This is a genomic window from Hyphomonas sp. NPDC076881 (assembly GCF_050269995.1).
Taxonomy (GTDB): Bacteria; Pseudomonadota; Alphaproteobacteria; order Caulobacterales; family Hyphomonadaceae; genus Hyphomonas.
The window spans coordinates 1-18188 of the sequence record NZ_JBNNJJ010000028.1; the positions used below are offsets into that span (position 1 = coordinate 1).

The window sequence follows — 18188 nt, forward strand, 5'->3', positions numbered from 1 at the left end:
ATCTGCTCGTCTGAAAATCTGCTCTTGCGCATGTGTCATCCTCTCTAATCGAGAGAGTCTGCAAAATCATGGCCGGAATTCAGGGGGCTGGGTCATTTTCTTAGTGCTTATCAGAACGATTTGTTGGCGGAGAGTGCTCATCGTCGCCAAATGGAACTCCGGGGACAGAATACAGGACGGTACCTGGGGACTCTTGCCTTTCTGGTAATGATCTACAGCGTTTTTGCTGGTAGTCCTTGGGCAGCAGCAACCTTGATGGGTGGCGCAGCCCTATTCTTTGGGATCGCCACCGCGTTTGTAGCCCATCGTGGCGGCTCTACGTTCCCGAATTTTACTGCTGAGCACAGGGGCGCCGACGCGAAACATGAGGAGGTTCATACCTCTGATGCAGCCCCTAGTGGAAACTGATGCCATTCGCATTTCTGCTTTGTGGCGATAAGATTCGGCAGCTGTATTCCAATCGAAATATAGACTTCCCGAGATAGCTTGGGCCGGCTGTGCCGGTAGAGACTATAGGGGGTGTAGCCTTTTGGGTGTGGCGGGTTACGCCTTCGGCTAACCCACCCTGCGGGCGTTTTCCTTCACCAGATGCGCCTCTTCCGGCCTCAGTGTCAGCACATCCACGCCGCGCTCTGTCACGGCGACTGTATGTTCGAACTGCGCCGACAGTTTCCCGTCTTCGGTGCGGACGGTCCAGCCATCCTCTTCTGTATACGAACTGCGTTTGCCTTCATTGACCATTGGCTCAATCGTAAACGTCATGCCGGGGCGCAGGCGCATTCCGGTGCCCGGCTTGCCGAAATGGAGCACCGAGGGTTCCTCATGCATTTCGCGGCCGATGCCGTGGCCGCAGAAATCGCGGACGACGGAATAGCCCGCCTGCTTCGCATGGCGCTCGATGGCGTGGCCAACGTCGCCCAGCGTGGCGCCGGGGCGGACGGCGCGGATGCCCTTCCACATGGCTTCATAAGTGGTGCGCACCAGGCGGCGGGCAGGCGTTGCCACAGTGCCGATCATGTAGGTCTTGCTGGAATCGGCGATATAGCCATTCTTCTCCAGGGTGATGTCAAAGTTCACGATGTCGCCATCGCGCAGGATATCCTTCGCGGAGGGGACGCCATGGCAGATCACATCGTTCACGGATGAATTGAGGACGTATTCAAAGCCATACTGGCCAAGGCTGGCGGGGCGGGATTTCAGATCCTCGCGGATGAAACGCTCCACCCGGTCGTTCACCTCCAGCGTATTCATGCCAATCAGAGGCATCTGGTCGATCAGGCCGAATACGGAGGCGAGCAGGCGCCCCGACCCCGCCATCAGCGCCAATTCTTCCGCGCTCTTGATCATGCCGCTTGCGCGCGCAGGGGATCAGGCGTGACGCCGGCGGCGGCCATCTCCCGCTGCACGATCTCGTTGAAGGAAAGGGTGGGGTTCATCTCGGCCAGCTTGCCGATGCGGATCCACCAGGCGGCCTGCGCATTGATCGAGCGGCAGGAAACCGCGCTCGCCTTGCGCACCTGATCGTGCAGGTCGTCTTCTATATTCACAATGCCCATGGTGGCCTCACTATCTGGAACATATATGGTTCGTATATGTTTCAGATGCACCGCGCAAGCGGGCATATGCGTTGAGCTTCTCTGCCCCCGTGCTAGGCTCGCCCGCAACAGGGAGGACGATATGGCCGCAAAGACGAGTTCCGATCTCGCAAAAGCGGGCGCGCTGGAAACGGCAGAGGCCGTGCGCGCCGGAGAGATTTCCGCGCTGGAGGCGGCCGAGGCGGCCATCGCGCGCATCGAGGCCGTGGACGGGGCCATCAACGCCGTAGTGGTGCGCGATTTCGAACGGGCGCGGGCGGCGGCAAAAGCGCTGGACGCCAGCCGCAAGCCCGGCGATCCGCGCCGCTTCCTGGGCGTGCCGATGACTGTGAAGGAATCCAATGACGTGGCGGGCCTGCCCTCCACCTGGGGCTTTGAGCAGTTCAAGGATCTGAACGCGGCGCGGGATGCTGTGGTGGTTGAGCGCCTGAAGGGGGAAGGCGCGATCATCCTTGGAAAGACGAATGTGCCCGTGGCCTTGGGAGACTGGCAGAGCGTGAACCCCATCTATGGGCGCACGGTAAACCCGTTTGACCATGCCCGCTCGCCCGGCGGCTCCTCCGGCGGGGCGGCGGCGGCGCTGGCCACCGGAATGGTGCCGCTGGAGATCGGATCGGACATTGGCGGGTCCATCCGCTTTCCGGCGCATATGTGCGGCGTGTTCGGGCACAAGCCCACCTACGGCATCGTGCCCCAGCGCGGGCATCTGTTCCCGGGAACGGATGGGTGCGACGCGCCGCTGGCCGTGGTTGGCCCGATGGCGCGGAACGTCAGCGATCTTGTGGCGGCGCTGGAGGTGATCGCCGGGCCGGAAGCGGGCAGCGGATACCGGCTGGACCTGCCGGAAGCGCGGACCGGAGGGCTCAAGAATTTTCGCGTGCGCGTGATTGCCGAAATGCCGGGCGTGCCGGTAGACGGGGATACGCGCGCGGGGCTTGCGGGGCTGGTGAACGCGCTGCGTGCAGAAGGCGTGACCGTGAGCGAGGGAGCGGCGGGGATGCCAGACCTCGCCGAAATGGTGCCCACCTATGTGCGCATGCTGATGACTGTGATTTCGCGCGGAGACCCGGCGGCGGCGCCGATCAGCGCGCATGACTGGATGAACCTTCAGGACGACCAACTCACCATCACCCGGCAATGGGCTGCCTTCTTCGAGGATGCGGACATTCTCCTCTCGCCCGCTTTCTCCACACCCGCCTTTCCGCACAAGGAGGAACCGGACTGGAGCAAGCGGATCCTCGAGATTGATGAGGCAGTTCTGCCCTATGGCTCACAACTTGCCTGGGCCGCGATTGCCACCTTTGCGGGCTTGCCATCAACTTGCGTGCCGGTGGCCAAGAGCGCCGGCGGCCTGCCCATCGGTTTTCAGCTGATCGGCGCGCCCCATGGAGACAGAACCACGCTGCAATTCGCGTCGCTGCTGGAAGCGGCGGGGCTGACAGTCTAAACCGGCGCGGAAACAGAAGGCAGGGCGAATGAGCGATTTTATTCTCGTCATCGATGAGGGCACCACCTCCACACGGGCCATCGTATATGACCGCGATTTCCGCGAGGTGGCCCTGGCCCAGGAAGAGGTGGCGCTGGGCTATCCCCAGGATGGCTGGGTGGAGCAGGATGGCGAGGAAATCTGGACGCGCACGCTGTCTGTCTGCCGTGCGGTGATCGCCAAGGCGGGCGGGGCGGCGCGCATCGCGGCCATCGGCATCACCAACCAGCGGGAAACCACGCTCGTCTGGGACCGGAAAACCGGCAAGCCGCTCGCCCCGGCCATCATCTGGCAGGACCGGCGCACGGCGGCCTTCTGTGACGGGCTGAAAGAGAAAGGCTATGAAGCCGATGTGCAGGCCGAAACCGGCCTGCTGCTGGACCCCTACTTCTCCGGCACCAAGATCAACTGGGTACTGAGCAACGTGCCCGGCGCGCGGGAAAGGGCAGAGGCGGGCGAACTCGCCTTCGGCACCATCGACAGCTTCCTGCTCTGGCGCCTGACGGGCGGAAGGGTGCATGCCACGGATGTCACGAACGCCTCGCGCACGCTGCTTTACCGGCTGGGCCTTGGCGGCGAGGGCGGCTGGAGCGCGGCAATGGCGGCGATGATCGGCGTGCCCCAGGCGCTGCTGCCCGAGGTGAAGTCCAGCGCGGCGGATTTCGGCATGGCGGAGGCGGCGCTGTTTGGCCAGGCGATCCCGGTGGCCTCGATCCTGGGGGATCAGCAATCAGCGCTCGTGGGGCAGGGCTGCTTGAAGCCCGGCCAGGCGAAGATCACCTTCGGCACGGGCGCCTTCCTGGTGGCCAATACCGGCGCGGCGCGGCCTGTCTCGGAAAACCGCCTGCTCGGCACGGTAGGCTACGAGTTGCCCGGCGGCGCAGCGATGGCGCTGGAAGGCTCCATCTTCAATGCCGGCACGGTCATCAAATGGCTGCGCGATGATCTGGGGCTTATTCAGAGGGCGGACGAAAGCGCAGCGGCCGCCGCCAGCTTGAAGGATAATGGCGGGGTCTATATGGTGCCCGCCTTCACGGGCCTCGGCGCGCCGCACTGGAATGCCGAGGCGCGCGGCGTCATCGCGGGGCTGACGCGCGCGGCCACAGCGGCACATCTCGTGCGCGCCGGGCTGGAATCGGTTGCCTACCAGACACATGATCTGCTCGCCGCCTTCGCTGGTGACGGCGCCCCGATTGCAGAACTGCGCGTCGATGGCGGCATGGTCGGGAATGACTGGCTGATGCAGTTCCTGGCCGATATCTGCGCGCTCCCCGTTTTGCGGCCGGATTATCGCGAGATGACGGCGCTCGGCGCAGCGGCAGCGGCGGCGATGCAGATCGGCTGGCTGAGCGCGGCAGACTGGGCCGCCCGCGAAGTGCCAGGCAAACGCTTTGAGCCCCGTATGGACACCGCCGCCCGCGAGGGCCTCCTGAAAGGGTGGCAGGCCGCCCTTCACCGCGCGTTGGCCTGAGGATGTCAGGCGCCGCGCCGTCCTCCCCCATCCGCAGCCTGACAACGCGGTATATCGTGGTGGTGACCATCGCGATGGTTGTGGGCGCGGGCATATTCAAATCCCCGGCGCTGGTGGCGGCCAATGCGGGGTCGGAAGCGGCGGTTTACCTGCTCTGGATCGCCGGCGGGCTCATCTCTCTGATGGGCGCGCTGTGCTATTCGGAACTTGCCGCCGCTTTTCCCCATGCGGGCGGGGATTATCACTTCCTGGAGCGGGCCTGGGGAAGGCGGTTTGCCTTCCTCTTCGCCTGGGCGCGCCTCGCAGTCATCAACACCGGTGCCATAGCACTGCTCGGTTTCGTGATCGGCGACTATATGGACCGCGTGATCGATCTCGGCCCCCATGGCCCGGCGATCTATGCCTTCGCCAGCGTCATCGGCCTCACAGCCCTGAAATTGCGGCCTGCAGGGGAGGCGAGCGACAGCAGCCTTGTCATCATACTGATCATCGGTCTTCTGGTGCTGGTGGCGGCCGGCGCCAAGATTGCCCTTCAGGGCACCCCGCCGCTGGCGCCGGGGGCGCCTTACATGCCCGGCCTGGGCGGCATCGGCTATGGCCTCGTCTTCGTGCTGCTGGCCTTTGGCGGGTGGACGGAATCGGCCACGCTTTCGGCAGAGGTGAAAGACGGCCAGCGCGGCATGGTGCGCGGCCTGGTAATCGCCATCGTCCTCATCACGGGGCTTTACCTGCTGACGGCCTGGGCCATGCTGCGCGGCCTGGGGCTGGATGGCCTTTCCGGCGCGTCTGCCCCTGCGGCAGACCTGATGGCCATCGCCTTCGGGGAAAAGGCCGGCGTCATCCTCGCCCTCGCCGTCGTTGCTGCGGCGGCCACCTCGGTCAACGCCACCATCCTCGTGGGCGCGCGCACCACCTATGCCGCCGCCGCGCGCCTGCCCGCGCTCTCATGGATCGGCCGCTGGGACGAAAAAGCCCGCAGCCCGCGCAACGCCATTCTGGCGCAGGGCATCATCTCCCTTCTGCTCGTCGGCTTTGGCGCGGCCTATCGCGGCTTTGAAACGCTGGTGGATTATACCGCGCCGGTCTACTGGGTGTTCCTGATTGCCAGCGGCGCCGCGCTCATCCGTCTACGCATGAAAGAGCCCGCCGCGCCCCGGCCTTTCCGCGTACCGCTCTATCCGCTGCTGCCGCTGCTGTTCATCCTCACCAGTTCGGCCATGCTGGTCTCGGCGGTGCTGTATGTGCAGGGCGGGGCCTTCTTCGGCCTCGGCGTGCTGATTGTGGGGCTGGCGGTGCTGCCGCTGCTGGGCGGGCGGCGCAGATGAGGGATGCGTAACCTGCGGAACCCCGCCGCGCCTCCCGCGTTGGCTTTACAGTGACCGCCAAACCGGCGGCATGACGCCAAAACGGGAGGCACTGCATGAGCAACTCCAGTTCATCCGGAAAAGACGAAAAAACCCAGGCCGATCACGCCCGCCACGCGCTCGAGCTGAAACAGAAGGCTGAGCGCGAGCGCGAAACCCAGACGCCCGAATCCCGCACGGCTGGCGAAGGCCAGATCCAGGAGGCGCGCGCCAACGAGCCGCCCATGGGCGCGCTGGACGCGGAAGGCCATCGCCCGGTTCTCGAACGCAGCCGAAAGGTGCGCTGATGGATTTCCAGTTCAATACCGGTAACAAGGTGGACGGCGACGCGCGCATGCAAGCGCATTTCGAAACCCGCTTCCGCGAGCGGCTGGAGCGGTTCAAGCCGCGCCTTTCGCGCATCGAAGTGCATGTCCGCGATACAGACGGCACCCGCCGCGAAGGGCCAGATGGCATCGAAGCGGTGATCGAAGCCCGGCCCTATAATGGCGCCCCGCTGACCGCCAGCGACCGCGCCGCCACCCCCGAAGAGGCCGTCGGCTCCGCCCTGCAAAAACTGGTCGCCCGCCTGGACGCCACCTTCGGCAAGGCAGACCGCGTTCGGAAGTAGGCGGGCGAAGCCTTCAAATCACAAATGCCCGGTCCTGGTCAGGGTCGGGCATTTTGCGTTGGGAATGGAGAGGAGCCCGGCGCTTACGCTTGGGCATCGTCCTCCTGAATTTGATCCCTCGGATCAAATTCTTCTGCTTCGCAGAACCGGAGTCCGATGGTGCCACCTGAGAGAATTGAACTCTCGACCTCATCATTACCAATGATGCGCTCTACCCCTGAGCTAAGGCGGCATTGCCGGTTGGGTTCCGGGGCTTTAGCGTAAGCCTGCCGATATGAAAAGACCATTTTGCCGCTGAATATGACAGACAATTCGAAGAAAACCGAACAGCAGGAGCGCGAGGCTCGCCGGGCCGAGGCGCTGCGGGCGAATCTGCGCCGGCGCAAGGCTGCCGCCCGCAAGGAAGGGGCCGCTGCCCCGCCCAAATCCGGCGATTCCGGCGGGTGAGACCCCGGCCCACGCGCGCGGCGCCGCAAATCTGCGCCTAAAACGCATTTCCCTTCACAATCCGGCCCTTACAAAGCCGCGAAGCACGGTATATCTGCCGCCATGGATCGTCTTCACATCATTGGCGGCAGCCCCTTGAGCGGCCGCATTCCCGTCTCCGGCGCGAAAAACTCGGCGCTGAAGCTCATGGTCGCCTGCCTCCTGACGGATCAGCCGGTGGAATTCACCAACATGCCGAATCTGGCGGACACGCGCTTCCTGGCGCAGCTGCTGGAAACGCTGGGGGTGGAAGTTTACTGGCCCAAGGGCTCGTCCACCTGCCACCTCAACGCGGCGGAGCTGAAATCCACCATCGCGCCCTATGAACAGGTGCGGAAGATGCGGGCGAGCTTCAATGTGCTGGGACCCCTGGTGGCGCGCTCGGGCCATGCCACGGTGTCGCTGCCCGGTGGCTGCGCGATTGGCGCGCGGCCTGTGGACCTGCACCTGCAGGCGCTGGAAGCCATGGGCGCAGACCTGCGGGTGGAGCAGGGCTATGTGAAGGCCGCCGCCATTCACGGCCTGAAGGGCGCGCATATCAACTTTTCCACAGTTTCCGTCGGCGCGACGGAGCATGCGATGCTCGCCGCCACGCTGGCTAAGGGCGAAACCATCCTCGAAAACGCCGCGCGTGAGCCCGAGATTGAGGATCTCGCCCACTGCCTCAACACCATGGGCGTGCAGATCACCGGGGCAGGCACGCCGATCATCCGCATCAAGGGCGCCGACTCGCTGAAAGGCACCACCTATCCCGTGATGCCGGACCGGATCGAGGCGGGCACCTTCGCCATGGCCGCTGCCGCCGCCGGCGGGGATGTGACGCTGGAAGGCGCCCCCGTGGCAGCCCTCGGCGCGATGATCGCCAAGCTGCGCGAAGCGGGCGTAACGGTCGATGCCGATGAGGCCGCCGCCACCCTCCGCATCCGCCGCAACGGCACGCCGCTGAAAGCCGTCAGCCTGTCCACCCAGCCCCATCCCGGCTTCCCGACAGACCTGCAGGCTCAGTTCATGGCCCTGATGACGCTGGCAAACGGGACGAGCATCATCCGCGAGACGATCTTCGAAAACCGCTTCATGCACGCCCCGGAGCTTGCGCGCCTCGGCGCAGACATCACCGTGCGCGGCCAGGAAGCGGTGGTGAAGGGCGTCGCCCAGCTCACCGGCGCGCCCGTGATGGCCACAGACCTGCGCGCCTCGGTCTCCCTCGTCATCGCCGGCCTCGCCGCGCAGGGCGAAACCATCGTCAACCGCATCTACCACCTCGACCGCGGCTTTGAGCGCCTGGAAGAGAAGCTGGGCAATTGCGGCGCAAGGATCGAGCGGCGGTCTGGGGATGATGAATGATCTTTCCACATGGCGCGACGTCCACCCCTCTCCCTTGGGCTTGCGATTTCCCGAGCAAGGGCTGGGGGTGAGGGAGAGCGACCTGTAAGGCGTTGCGCCCCCTCATCCCCAACCCCTTCTCCCGCAGGAGAAGGGGCTTCATGGCCGCATCTTTCCGTTGAGGTTCCCCGCCGAATACGGCAATGAACAAATTCAAGGCCAAAGTTCCGCTGGGAGAACCGATGACCGAGCCCAAACCCCTCCGCCTCTTCACCGAAGAAGCCGAAGACCTGAAGATCATCGCGGCTGCCGTGCAGGATTCGGTCGTGAAGGCCGGGAACCTGAAATACGAGCAGAAACACCGCCGCTTCAGCCTGGAGATCAACCGCTACCGCTGGGAAACCGCGCCCACCCGCAAGGGCCAGCCGGGCGAGCGGGTGCGCGCGATCCTCGGCTTTGATGGCGTGCTGGCGGTGAAAACGCGCGGCATCACCAAAGCCGATCCCGAACTGATCCTCTCTCTGCTGAATATCGAGTTCTCGCCCGATGCCGAGCCGCCGGGCGGCAAGATCACGCTGCTCTTTGCCGGCGATGGCGAGTTTGAGCTGACGGTGGAGGCGGTCGACGCAACCCTGCTCGACAGCGACTATGTCTGGCCCACCCGCAACCTGCCGAGCCACGAGCGCCGCAAACGCTAGGGGCAGGGCATCGCCGCTGCTGCTGGCATCCCCAAAAAACCGGCCAAGAAAAAAGGCGGAAAGCCCAAATGGGTTTTCCGCCTTTTCCGTATCCGGACTATCCGGTGAAGGATCAGCCGAAGAGTTCGGCCAGGAACGTCTTCAGATAGGCAAAGCTGCGCCGGTCGGCGTCCGCGTTATACATCGTGCCCATTTCGGCATTGTTCGCGCCCACGGTGGTGAACGAGTGGTAGGAATGACCATGCACATGCGCCTGCCAGTCCGCGCCGGCAAACTCCTTGGAGATCGCCAGGAAATCCTCCGGCGTCGCCATCGGGTCCAGCCAGCCATGCTCGATCAGCACCTTCGTCTTGATCTTCGGCTGCGGAATATTCTCCGCCGGGCGGAAGAGGCCGTGGAAGGACGCAACGCCCAGCACGTCCTGGTTCGCCCGCGCCATGTCCAGCACGCAGAGCCCGCCAAAGCAGAAACCGATGGCGGCTGCCTTCGCGCCGTCCACGCCGTCCTGAGCTTTCGCCGCCGCCAGCCCGCCCGCAAGCCGCTTCTGCAACTCGGCCCGGTCGCCCACCAGCGGGTTCATCAGCGCCTGGCACTGTTCCACCGTCTCGCCGCGCTTGCCTTTGCCGTAAACATCCATGGCAAAAGCGGCATAGCCGAACTCTTTCGCCACGATGGCGGCCTTCTGCTTCTCATTATCGGTGAGGCCCCCCCAGGCATGAGCGATCACCACCACAGGGGCGTTCGTCTTGCCTTCGGGTTTCACCAGCCAGCCTTCATAGGTCTTGCCGTCCACCTGGTAATCAACTGCGCTCATGGGAGGTCTCCTCTGATTGTCTGCCCCAGTGGATAGAGGGCTTCCGCAGCGGGATTCAAGCGCCGGGCCGCGATTAGTATGCGCTTTCTAGACTTTTTCCCTACATCCGGCGTCATAGACCAAGCCGCCAGGGAGATATTCATGGCCAAGAAGACCACCAAAACCGCCGCCCGCGCCAAAGCAAAGGCCGCCGGCAAGGCAATTGAGGCCCAATCCACCGAGATGGCCTACAAGATCTGGCTCGCCGGCGTCGGCGCCTATGGTAAAGCCTACGACTCCGCCCTCGCTGGCGCCACCGTCGTGAACAAGCAGTCTGCCGAAGTGTTCGAAGACCTCGTCAAGCGCGGCGCCGAAATCGAGCAGGATGTGCGCGCCCGCCTCGCCGGTAATGAAGGCTTCACCAAAGCCTCCGGCAACGTCGCCAAGGCGGTCGAATCCGCCCGCGAGTTCCAGTCGAAAGCCCAGACCCAGTTTGAAGCCCGCATGGAACGTATGCGCGACCTGCTCGGCGTCAAAGGCCTCGGCACCGCCCGTGAAGCCTTCGCCCGCCGCGTTGACAAGCTCGAAGACGAAGTCGCCAGCGTCACCGCCAAGGCCCGCACCAAGGCCAGCGACCTGCACCTGAAAGAGCGTATCGCCCGTCTCACGGCCGAGATCGAAGCGGTCGCCACCGAAACCGGCGCTGATGTTGCCAAGACGGCCAGGCGCGTCGCCACCCGTGCTTCCAAGGCCGTCAAGGCTGCCATGGAGCCGATCGAAGCCGAAGTCGCCGACGATCTGACGCAGATCACCGGTGTCGGCCCGGCCATGGCGAAGAAACTGAACGAAGCCGGCATCACGCGCTTTGCGCAGATCGCCGCCATGAAGAAAGCGGAGCTTGAAGCGCTCGACGCAGCAATCGGCGCCCGTGGCCGCGTGCTGAAAGGTGAGTGGGCCAAGCAGGCGAAAGCCCTCGCCAGCTAAACACTTTTGGGATTGGGCAGGCTGCCAGACGGTAGCCTGCCTGCCTCAATCCGTCCGTATCAGGACTGAGCTTCCTTGAAATGGCGGATCATGCCGCTGAGTGCGGCAGGGCCATTCTCTCCCATATAGGGCACGATCAGGCACATTACCTGAAACACAGTATTGTGGATCAGGGCAGGGCCGTCATGTGCCTCTCTGGAAAGCGCGTCGCCAGCCAGCCAGAAGGTCAGTGTGGTGATGATCTGCTGGGTCAGGGGCGGCTTCAGGCGCGGATCAATCTCGATCACGCCAAGCCGCGCGAGGTCGTCAAGGATGCGCTGGATGGTGGCCCGTTTCTCCGCAATCAACGCGCGGAAACGGCCAGCCAGATCAGGGTAGCGGGACATCATGCCCGCAAGATCCCGGTAGAAGAAGCGGAAGTCGTATATCTCTTCCAGCAGGATGTAGATGTAGACCCAGTTGTCCTCGATCGAGGCAACACCCCCGCTGGAGCCGCGCAGGATAACGCGCATCTCCTCTTCAAACCGGTCATAAAGGGCCCGGATGATCGCGTCCTTGCCCTTGAAATGATAGTAGAGGTTACCGGGGCTGATCTCCAGCGCATTGGCGACATCTACAGAAGACAGCTGCGCCTCGCCCTCTTCATTGAAGAGAAGCAGGCTCACCTGAAGGATACGGTCGCGCGTTTTCATGTCCAGTGAAGCAGTTTGACAGAGAAAACTGACTGTGAAACCAATTTTATCATAAACTTCACCGTGTTCTCTTTCAGGAAAAGAAAGGGATCATGGTTAAAATCCGGCGGCTGGGGCAGGAACCCGGTGACAGTCCGGAAGGCCTTGGGGAGGAATAGACGTGACGTCACCGAAAGACGAAATCGCCCGCAATGCGGCTGAAAACACGGCAGCTTTGAACCCGCTGCTGGGCGGCTTCAACCGCCAGGAACTGCTCGGCGCTGTCGCCATGATGCTGCGCACGACCATGACGAACCCGGTCACCACCGCGAAGATGGTCAGCAAGATCACCAGCGAGAACACCGAAATCCTGCTCGGCAAGTCCAAGCGCGAAGCTGACAAGAAAGACCGCCGCTTCAAGGACCCCGCCTGGGAGCATAACCCCTTCTACAAGCGTGGCATGCAGTCTTACCTCGCCACACAGGAACACCTCCACAACTGGGTCAACGAGATCCAGATGGGCGAGTTGGAACAGGCCCGCGCCAAATTCGTGATGGGCATGATCACCGATGCCATCGCGCCGACGAACACCCTTGTGGGCAATCCCGCCGCTGCCAAGCGCGTGGTCGATTCCGGCGGCCTGTCGCTGCTCAAGGGCATGAAAAACCTTTACGACGACCTCACCAAGAATGGCGGCTTGCCCGCGCAGGTCGACAAGCGCCCCTTCAAGGTCGGCGAAAACCTTGCCGTCTCGAAAGGGCAGGTGGTCTGGAAAAACGAGATGCTGGAGCTGATCCAGTATGCTCCGCTCACCGAGAAGGTCCACAAGACCCCCATCCTGATCATCCCCCCACAGATCAACAAATTCTATGCGATGGACCTGACGCCGATGACGTCAATGGTTCAGTTCCTGCTCGCCATGGAACAGCAGACCTTCGTGATCTCCTGGCGCAACCCCACGAAAAAGCACAAGGATTGGGGCCTTGGCGACTATATCGACAGCCTGATCCAGGCCAGCGAAGTCGTCCGCAAGATCACCAAATCGCCCAAGCTCAACGTCTCCGGCGCCTGCTCGGGCGGTATCACCACCGCTACCTTCGCCAGCCTTCTGGCAGCGGCAGGCGACAAGCGCATCAACTCGCTCACCTTCATGGTCTGCGTCCTTAACCCCCAGAGGGATGACAGCGACATTGGCCAGATCGTGTCGGATGGCAGCCTCGAAATCGCGCGGAAATATTCAAAGTCGCGCGGCATCCTGAAGGGCGATGACCTCGCCCGCATGTTCGCCTGGATGCGCCCGAACGATCTCATCTGGAACTATGTCGTCAACAACTACCTGATGGGCGAAGATCCTCCGCCCTATGACGTTCTGTTCTGGAACAATGACACGACCAATCTTCCCGCCGCCCTGCATTCCGATTATCTCGACGTGGCCCTGAACCAGCCCTTCGATCATCCAGGAGAGGTGGAAGTCGCCGGCCATATGGCAGACCTCGGCAAGGTCACGGCAGACGCTTTCGTCGTGGCCGGTGTCACGGATCACATCACCCCCTGGAAAGCCTGCTACCGCACGCCCGCGCTGCTCGGCTCCAAGAATGTCGAATTCATCCTCTCCTCCAGCGGCCATCTGCAATCCCTGATCAATCCGCCGGGTAATCCGAAGGCGAAGTATTTCCGTGGCAAGGAAATCAAGCCGACGGCGGATGAGTGGGCGGCCAGTGCCGAGGAACAGTCCGGCTCCTGGTGGCCCCTCTGGGGCCAGTGGCTGAAAGAACGCTCCGGTCCGTTGAAAGCTGCGCCCAGGGAACTCGGCAACGAAGCCTTCCCGCCCCTCTATGCGGCGCCCGGCCGCTATGTCTTCAACGACTAGGGACACGCAAAAATGGCCCCGCGCCCGCGCATCGGACGGCTCATCCTGAGGCAAGCCGAAGGGCGAGCCGGGGCGCGCCTTGGCCCTCCTTTTACTTCGCTCTGGATGCGCTGCGGTCAAACTGGCGCCACTGCTGAGCGCCTATGGAAATCAGAAACCGGCAGGAATAGGTAAGTCTGATGGTATCGAACGTCCGCACCCCCCTTATCACGATGGAAGATGTCGACGGCATTCTCCTGCGCGTGGCGCATTGGCCGGTGAAAGGGCTGGTCGCTGGCCGCCCGCTCGTCTTCTTCAACGGCATTGGCGCCAATCTGGAACTGGCCTCCGGCCTGGGAGACATGTTTCCAGACCGGGAAATCCTCACCCTCGATGTTCCCGGCGTCGGCGGCAGCCCGGTCACCCAATGGCCCTATCGCCACTGGATGCTCGCCCGCTGGATCCGCAAGCTGGTCGACCGTTACAGCATCGACGAGATGGACGTCATGGGCGTCTCCTGGGGCGGCGCGCTCGCCCAGCAATTCGCCTTCCAGTATCGCAGCCGCGTCAAGCGCCTCATCCTCTGCGCCACATCCGCCGGCGTCACCATGGTCCCCGGCCGCCCGGCTTCGCTCTCAAAGATGGTCGATACGCGCCGTTATTCCGATCCCGAATTCATGCGGGAGAATTTCGCCAAACTCTATGGGGACGCGGCTGACGGCGCCGCAGGCGGCCATATCGACAGTCTCATGCCGCCAGACCCCAAGGGCTATCTCTACCAGATCCTCGCCTTTGCGGGCTGGTCCAGCCTGCCCTTCATCCGTTTCCTGAGCATGCCGTCGCTGGTCATCATGGGCGACGCCGATTCCATCGTGCCGCTCGCCAACGGCCACATCCTGAACTTTGCCCTGCCGGATGCGCGCCTGAAGGTCATCGAAGGCGGCGGCCACCTCTTCCTGGTCACCCGCGCAGACGAAACCGGCGCCCTGATCCGCGAATTCATGGATGAAGAAGAAGCCCGCGCCTTCAGCCACGTTGCTTAGGTTCCGCTAGGGTCCGCAACCACCGTCACACTCGATGGCCGCCAGGCCATCTGAGTGCCCATCTCCGGCTATTGCCGCAAGCGATTGAGAGAGCAGGAGGTGCGCCCTCAGATGCGCTCACGTGCATCGAGGTGGCGAAAGAAAGGCAATTGAGCTGGGATATTCCGTCCGGGGAGTAACAGCCCGCCTAGTCGTTCATCAGCCGTTCGGCTTCAACCCGCACGGCGCCATAATCCACCTTGCCGGTGCCCAGCACCGGAATTGCGTCTACACGGAACACCCGGCGCGGCACGGAAATTTCCGGCACGCCGTGGTTCTGTGCCCAGGTCAGGATCGGGTCGCGCGTCGCGCCCGGCGCATCGGTCAGCAGGATCACCTGCTCGCCTTTCTTGGGGTCGGGCAGGGTCACGGCGGCGTGCATATTGTCCGGCCACACGGCGGCCGCGCAATTCTCCACCACCGCCAGCGACACCATCTCCCCGCCGATCTTGGCAAACCGCTTCACCCGGCCCAGGATACGGATAAACCCGTCCTCGTCTATGTTCACAATGTCGCCGGTGTCATGCCAGCCATCGATCAGCCGCTCAATCACGCCGGGGTTAGTCGCGCGCACATAGCCCATCATCACGTTGGGCCCGCGAATGTGCAGGCGCCCGCCATCGGGAATGCCTTCCACCGGCACCAGTTTGGTCTCCATCTCGGCCATCAGAACCCCCACCGTGCCCGGACGGTTATCCTCCCATTTGTTGGCCGCCGCCACCGGAGAGCTTTCCGTCACGCCATAGCCTTCAAGGATCTCGATATTGAATTTCCGGCGCACATAATTGCGCGTCTCGTCCTTCACGCGCTCGGCCCCGCACACGGCGAGGCGAATGCTGTCGAGATCGCCATCGCTGGCCGTTCGCGCATATTGCGAAATAAAGGTGTCGGTCGCCAGCAGCAGGGTGGAGCCGCTCTCCCGTATCCGCCGCACGATTTCCTTCGGCTGCAGCGGGGAGGGGTGGAACAGCACCTTGATGCCCGCCACCAGCGGCAACACCGCGCCCACCGTCAACCCAAAGCAGTGGAACGTCGGCAGGGGATTGAACAGAACATCCGTATCCGGACCAAGACCGATATGCGCGCGCACCTGCTCAACATTCGCCATCACATTTTCATGGCTCAGCACGACGCCCTTGGGCTCGCCCTCGGTGCCGGAGGTAAAGAGGATCACGCCCGGCTTCTTGTGGCTCGGCCCCGCCGCCACCAGCCCCGGCAGCAGCATCCCCGCCACCGCCGATAGCTTGTTGCTGAGCGACAGGTTCTCCCGCACATCCTCCAGATAGACAATCTCTGCCACCTTGGAGAGATCGGCCACCAGCGCGTCCAGCCCGCCCAGCTCCACGAATTTGTGCGCCGTCACGATCCGCGAAACCTTGGCCGCCTTCAGCGCCGCCTTGAGGTTCTTTGATCCGGCGGTGAAGTTCAGCATCGCGGGCACGCGGCCATAGGCCGACAGGGCATAGAAGGCGATCACCGATCCGGCGCCCGAGGGCAGCATGATGGCCACCGCCTCGCCCTTCTTCGTGCCTTTCTTGAGCGCTGAGCCGAGCGCAAAGGCGCCCTTGATGATGTCCTTGTAGGTCAGCTCCCGCTCGTCCCCGTCAACGAGGACCACCTTGTTCCCGCCAAACTCGCGCGAGGCGCGAATAAGCGCAGAGAATACGTCAGTCCGGGTGCGCTGCGGCCTATAGTCAAGCGGTGCGGGCACCAGTGGCTGGATGGATTGCTGCATAGGTTTCCGCCCTGAATCGTTCCGGTCTCTGCCGATTTGTGTAATATTCTGTCATGTTGCGTCATATCTGCAACAGTTATTGCCAGTGTCCAGCCGCCGGTGCATGGGTCGTCTGCACAGGGTTCCGCTTGATGGAATCGAGCAGAAGGGCCATTTTCCGGCCATGGCCAACCTTATCGACACCCGCAGCGGCGCCCCGCGCCCCCGCCACCCCGAAAAGCAGGCGCGTCCCGATACGCCCGTGCTGCGCAAGCCGGACTGGATCCGCGTCAAGGCGCCCACCTCCGAGGGCTATGCCGAGACGCGCAATATCGTGAAGTCGAAGGGCCTCGTCACGGTCTGCGAGGAGGCTGGCTGCCCCAATATCGGCGAGTGCTGGGACAAGAAGCACGCCACCATGATGATCCTGGGCGAGGTCTGCACCCGCGCCTGCTCCTTCTGCAACGTCGCCACCGGCAAGCCAAAACCCGGCGTGGACGGGGACGAGCCCCGCCGCGTGGCCGAGGCCGTGGCCGAAATGGGCCTCTCCCATGTCGTCATCACCTCGGTGGACCGGGACGATCTGGAAGACGGCGGCGCCATGCACTTCGTCAACACGATCAACGCCATCCGCGCTGCCGCGCCGAACACGACGATCGAAATCCTCACGCCGGATTTCCTGCGCAAGGATGGCTGGGAAAACCGCGTCATCGATGCCAAGCCCGATGTGTTCAACCACAATCTGGAAACCGTTCCGCGCCTCTATCTCTCCATCCGCCCCGGCGCGCGCTATTTCCATTCCCTCCGCCTCCTGCAGAAGGTGAAGGACCGCGATCCCTCCCAGTTCACCAAATCCGGCCTGATGGTCGGCCTTGGCGAAACCAAGGAAGAGGTGATGCAGGTGATGGATGACATGCGCTCGGCCGGCGTCGATTTCATCACCATCGGCCAGTATCTTCAGCCCACGCGCAAACATGCCGCGATTGACCGCTTCGTGCCGCCCGAAGAATTCAAGGCCTATGAAGAGATCGCCCGCGCCAAGGGCTTCCTCATGGTCTCGGCCAGCCCGCTGACGCGCTCCAGCCACCATGCGGGGGAAGATTTCGAGCGCCTGCGCGCCGCCCGCGAAGCCCAGCTTGCTGCCCGCAAGGCATAAGGCGTGCCGCGTTTCACCAAGACGATGCGGGTGCCCTACGGGCCGGAGCAGTGCTTTGCTCTGGTCTCCGATATTGCCCGCTATCCGGACTTCATCAAGTGGATCACCGCCCTGCGCGTGTCGGACCAGCGCGCCGCCGGCCCCGGCGTGAACGAATGCCTGGGAGAGGTCGTCGTCGGCTTCAAGGGCTTCACCGAGCGCTTCACCACCCGCGTCGTCGCCGATGAGCCTGCCGCCCGCGTCACCGCCTCCCTCGTGCGCGGCCCGTTCCGCAAACTCTTCGCCGAATGGCGCATCACCGAAAGCGTCGCGGGCGCCTCGGACGTGTCCCTCGAAATCAATTACGAGTTCCGAAACCCCGTCATCGCCTTCCTCGCCGCCGCCAATCATGATCTGGCGGTCGACCGTATCCTGAGCGCCTTCCTGGAAGAAGCGAGGCGGCGGTATTCCACCCCATCGGCTTGACACCCCTTAACCCCTCTCCCGCGAAGTAGGAGAGGCTGCGGAGGACCAGCGTTTGCACTGCAAACGCCCGGAGCAGGCCATCGCAAAGCGATTGGAGGTGAGGGTCTTCCACCCCGCCCATCCTTCGACTTCGCTCAGGATGAGCTTCTCTGGCACAGCGTTTTTTGAGCTCATCCTGAGCGAAGTCGAAGGATAGAGCGGGCACGCAACACCTATCCCCCAAATCCCGCCCCCGCCCCGCCCAAAATCCCCAATCCCCTCAATCCCTTACAAAATATCCCTCCAAACCTTGTCCACCCCCTCCCGCGCCGGGCGTATCCTCCGTCCCATGATGAGTATCGCCCGCCTCAGCAAGGAACCAGCGCTCGCGGAGTATTTCGCGCTCGTGCATCCGTTCTTCTGGTGGGTGTTCGTCTGGCAGATGCGGATCGCCGCAAAACA

18 protein-coding genes and 1 tRNA gene are annotated in these 18188 nt (G+C 63.3%); 13 read left to right on the forward strand and 6 right to left on the reverse strand.

Going from position 1 to position 18188, the window contains the following annotated elements; translation table 11 throughout:
- Nucleotides 1-555: 555 nt before the first annotated feature.
- Nucleotides 556-1347, reverse strand: coding sequence for a type I methionyl aminopeptidase (gene map, locus ACQKI2_RS18320; RefSeq protein ID WP_427381064.1), 792 nt, complete (start codon nt 1345-1347; stop codon nt 556-558).
- Nucleotides 1344-1556 (reverse strand): ParD-like family protein, encoded by a 213-nt coding sequence (locus ACQKI2_RS18325; protein WP_427381065.1) that lies wholly within the window; start codon nt 1554-1556, stop codon nt 1344-1346. Before ACQKI2_RS18325 ends, map begins: the two co-directional genes overlap by 4 nt.
- A 121-nt stretch (nt 1557-1677) precedes the next feature.
- Between ACQKI2_RS18325 and ACQKI2_RS18330 the strand changes: the two genes are divergently transcribed.
- The 5 genes from ACQKI2_RS18330 to ACQKI2_RS18350 all read left to right on the forward strand — a co-directional run bounded on the left by ACQKI2_RS18330 (nt 1678) and on the right by ACQKI2_RS18350 (nt 6526).
- Complete coding sequence (locus ACQKI2_RS18330; protein ID WP_427381066.1) at nt 1678-3042, forward strand: amidase family protein; 1365 nt, start codon at nt 1678-1680, stop codon at nt 3040-3042.
- 28 nt (nt 3043-3070) lie between these two features.
- Nucleotides 3071-4552, forward strand: coding sequence for a glycerol kinase GlpK (glpK, locus tag ACQKI2_RS18335; protein ID WP_427381068.1), 1482 nt, complete (start codon nt 3071-3073; stop codon nt 4550-4552).
- A gap of 2 nt (nt 4553-4554) precedes the next feature.
- Nucleotides 4555-5877, forward strand: coding sequence for an APC family permease (locus ACQKI2_RS18340; RefSeq protein WP_427381069.1), 1323 nt, complete (start codon nt 4555-4557; stop codon nt 5875-5877).
- 95 nt (nt 5878-5972) lie between these two features.
- Complete coding sequence (locus ACQKI2_RS18345; RefSeq protein ID WP_290918490.1) at nt 5973-6203, forward strand: hypothetical protein; 231 nt, start codon at nt 5973-5975, stop codon at nt 6201-6203.
- Complete coding sequence (locus ACQKI2_RS18350) at nt 6203-6526, forward strand: HPF/RaiA family ribosome-associated protein (RefSeq protein WP_427381071.1); 324 nt, start codon at nt 6203-6205, stop codon at nt 6524-6526. Before ACQKI2_RS18345 ends, ACQKI2_RS18350 begins: the two co-directional genes overlap by 1 nt.
- Nucleotides 6527-6683: 157 nt before the next feature.
- On the opposite strand, the gene ACQKI2_RS18355 is transcribed toward ACQKI2_RS18350, so the two are convergent.
- Nucleotides 6684-6758, reverse strand: a tRNA-Thr gene (locus ACQKI2_RS18355).
- A 68-nt stretch (nt 6759-6826) separates the two neighbouring features.
- Between ACQKI2_RS18355 and ACQKI2_RS18360 the strand changes: the two genes are divergently transcribed.
- From ACQKI2_RS18360 to ACQKI2_RS18370, 3 genes are all read left to right on the forward strand, one after another.
- On the forward strand, nt 6827-6973 hold the full coding sequence (locus ACQKI2_RS18360; protein WP_199285906.1) for a hypothetical protein: 147 nt from the start codon (nt 6827-6829) through the stop codon (nt 6971-6973).
- Between the two features lie 102 nt (nt 6974-7075).
- Entirely contained in the window at nt 7076-8356 is a 1281-nt protein-coding gene (gene murA, locus ACQKI2_RS18365; RefSeq protein ID WP_427381072.1) for a UDP-N-acetylglucosamine 1-carboxyvinyltransferase, read from the forward strand.
- 182 nt (nt 8357-8538) lie between these two features.
- Nucleotides 8539-9033, forward strand: coding sequence for a DUF2948 family protein (locus ACQKI2_RS18370; RefSeq protein ID WP_427381073.1), 495 nt, complete (start codon nt 8539-8541; stop codon nt 9031-9033).
- A gap of 112 nt (nt 9034-9145) precedes the next feature.
- On the opposite strand, the gene ACQKI2_RS18375 is transcribed toward ACQKI2_RS18370, so the two are convergent.
- Nucleotides 9146-9847 (reverse strand): dienelactone hydrolase family protein, encoded by a 702-nt coding sequence (locus ACQKI2_RS18375; RefSeq protein ID WP_427381074.1) that lies wholly within the window; start codon nt 9845-9847, stop codon nt 9146-9148.
- A 141-nt stretch (nt 9848-9988) separates the two neighbouring features.
- Here ACQKI2_RS18375 and ACQKI2_RS18380 point away from each other — a divergent pair, with 141 nt between their 5' ends.
- On the forward strand, nt 9989-10810 hold the full coding sequence (locus ACQKI2_RS18380; protein ID WP_427381076.1) for a phasin family protein: 822 nt from the start codon (nt 9989-9991) through the stop codon (nt 10808-10810).
- Nucleotides 10811-10869: 59 nt separating this feature from the next.
- Here the strand turns inward: ACQKI2_RS18380 and ACQKI2_RS18385 are convergent, their stop codons facing one another.
- On the reverse strand, nt 10870-11502 hold the full coding sequence (locus ACQKI2_RS18385) for a TetR/AcrR family transcriptional regulator (RefSeq protein WP_427381077.1): 633 nt from the start codon (nt 11500-11502) through the stop codon (nt 10870-10872).
- A 160-nt stretch (nt 11503-11662) separates the two neighbouring features.
- On the opposite strand from ACQKI2_RS18385, the gene ACQKI2_RS18390 reads away from it, so the two are divergent.
- The gene (locus ACQKI2_RS18390; protein WP_427381078.1) at nt 11663-13351 is read left to right on the forward strand and encodes an alpha/beta fold hydrolase; all 1689 of its coding nucleotides are present in this window, start codon (nt 11663-11665) and stop codon (nt 13349-13351) included.
- A gap of 179 nt (nt 13352-13530) precedes the next feature.
- Entirely contained in the window at nt 13531-14373 is an 843-nt protein-coding gene (locus ACQKI2_RS18395; RefSeq protein WP_427381080.1) for an alpha/beta fold hydrolase, read from the forward strand.
- Nucleotides 14374-14560: 187 nt separating this feature from the next.
- Here the strand turns inward: ACQKI2_RS18395 and ACQKI2_RS18400 are convergent, their stop codons facing one another.
- Nucleotides 14561-16147, reverse strand: a complete 1587-nt coding sequence (locus ACQKI2_RS18400) for an AMP-binding protein (RefSeq protein ID WP_427381082.1) — start codon at nt 16145-16147, stop codon at nt 14561-14563.
- 163 nt (nt 16148-16310) lie between these two features.
- On the opposite strand from ACQKI2_RS18400, the gene lipA reads away from it, so the two are divergent.
- Nucleotides 16311-17282, forward strand: coding sequence for a lipoyl synthase (lipA, locus tag ACQKI2_RS18405; RefSeq protein ID WP_427381084.1), 972 nt, complete (start codon nt 16311-16313; stop codon nt 17280-17282).
- Between the two features lie 3 nt (nt 17283-17285).
- The gene (locus tag ACQKI2_RS18410) at nt 17286-17747 is read left to right on the forward strand and encodes a type II toxin-antitoxin system RatA family toxin (RefSeq protein WP_051612460.1); all 462 of its coding nucleotides are present in this window, start codon (nt 17286-17288) and stop codon (nt 17745-17747) included.
- Nucleotides 17748-18188 lie beyond the last annotated feature (441 nt).

What these genes read in the sequence shown, in the direction of transcription:
- map (WP_427381064.1), bottom strand. Translation starts at nt 1,347, where the DNA reads ATGATCAAGAGCGCGGAAGAATTGGCGCTGATGGCGGGGTCGGGGCGC.
- ACQKI2_RS18325 (WP_427381065.1), bottom strand. Translation starts at nt 1,556, where the DNA reads ATGGGCATTGTGAATATAGAAGACGACCTGCACGATCAGGTGCGCAAG.
- ACQKI2_RS18330 (WP_427381066.1), top strand. Translation starts at nt 1,678, where the DNA reads ATGGCCGCAAAGACGAGTTCCGATCTCGCAAAAGCGGGCGCGCTGGAA.
- glpK (WP_427381068.1), top strand. Translation starts at nt 3,071, where the DNA reads ATGAGCGATTTTATTCTCGTCATCGATGAGGGCACCACCTCCACACGG.
- ACQKI2_RS18340 (WP_427381069.1), top strand. Translation starts at nt 4,555, where the DNA reads ATGTCAGGCGCCGCGCCGTCCTCCCCCATCCGCAGCCTGACAACGCGG.
- ACQKI2_RS18345 (WP_290918490.1), top strand. Translation starts at nt 5,973, where the DNA reads ATGAGCAACTCCAGTTCATCCGGAAAAGACGAAAAAACCCAGGCCGAT.
- ACQKI2_RS18350 (WP_427381071.1), top strand. Translation starts at nt 6,203, where the DNA reads ATGGATTTCCAGTTCAATACCGGTAACAAGGTGGACGGCGACGCGCGC.
- ACQKI2_RS18360 (WP_199285906.1), top strand. Translation starts at nt 6,827, where the DNA reads ATGACAGACAATTCGAAGAAAACCGAACAGCAGGAGCGCGAGGCTCGC.
- murA (WP_427381072.1), top strand. Translation starts at nt 7,076, where the DNA reads ATGGATCGTCTTCACATCATTGGCGGCAGCCCCTTGAGCGGCCGCATT.
- ACQKI2_RS18370 (WP_427381073.1), top strand. Translation starts at nt 8,539, where the DNA reads ATGAACAAATTCAAGGCCAAAGTTCCGCTGGGAGAACCGATGACCGAG.
- ACQKI2_RS18375 (WP_427381074.1), bottom strand. Translation starts at nt 9,847, where the DNA reads ATGAGCGCAGTTGATTACCAGGTGGACGGCAAGACCTATGAAGGCTGG.
- ACQKI2_RS18380 (WP_427381076.1), top strand. Translation starts at nt 9,989, where the DNA reads ATGGCCAAGAAGACCACCAAAACCGCCGCCCGCGCCAAAGCAAAGGCC.
- ACQKI2_RS18385 (WP_427381077.1), bottom strand. Translation starts at nt 11,502, where the DNA reads ATGAAAACGCGCGACCGTATCCTTCAGGTGAGCCTGCTTCTCTTCAAT.
- ACQKI2_RS18395 (WP_427381080.1), top strand. Translation starts at nt 13,531, where the DNA reads ATGGTATCGAACGTCCGCACCCCCCTTATCACGATGGAAGATGTCGAC.
- ACQKI2_RS18400 (WP_427381082.1), bottom strand. Translation starts at nt 16,147, where the DNA reads ATGCAGCAATCCATCCAGCCACTGGTGCCCGCACCGCTTGACTATAGG.
- lipA (WP_427381084.1), top strand. Translation starts at nt 16,311, where the DNA reads ATGGCCAACCTTATCGACACCCGCAGCGGCGCCCCGCGCCCCCGCCAC.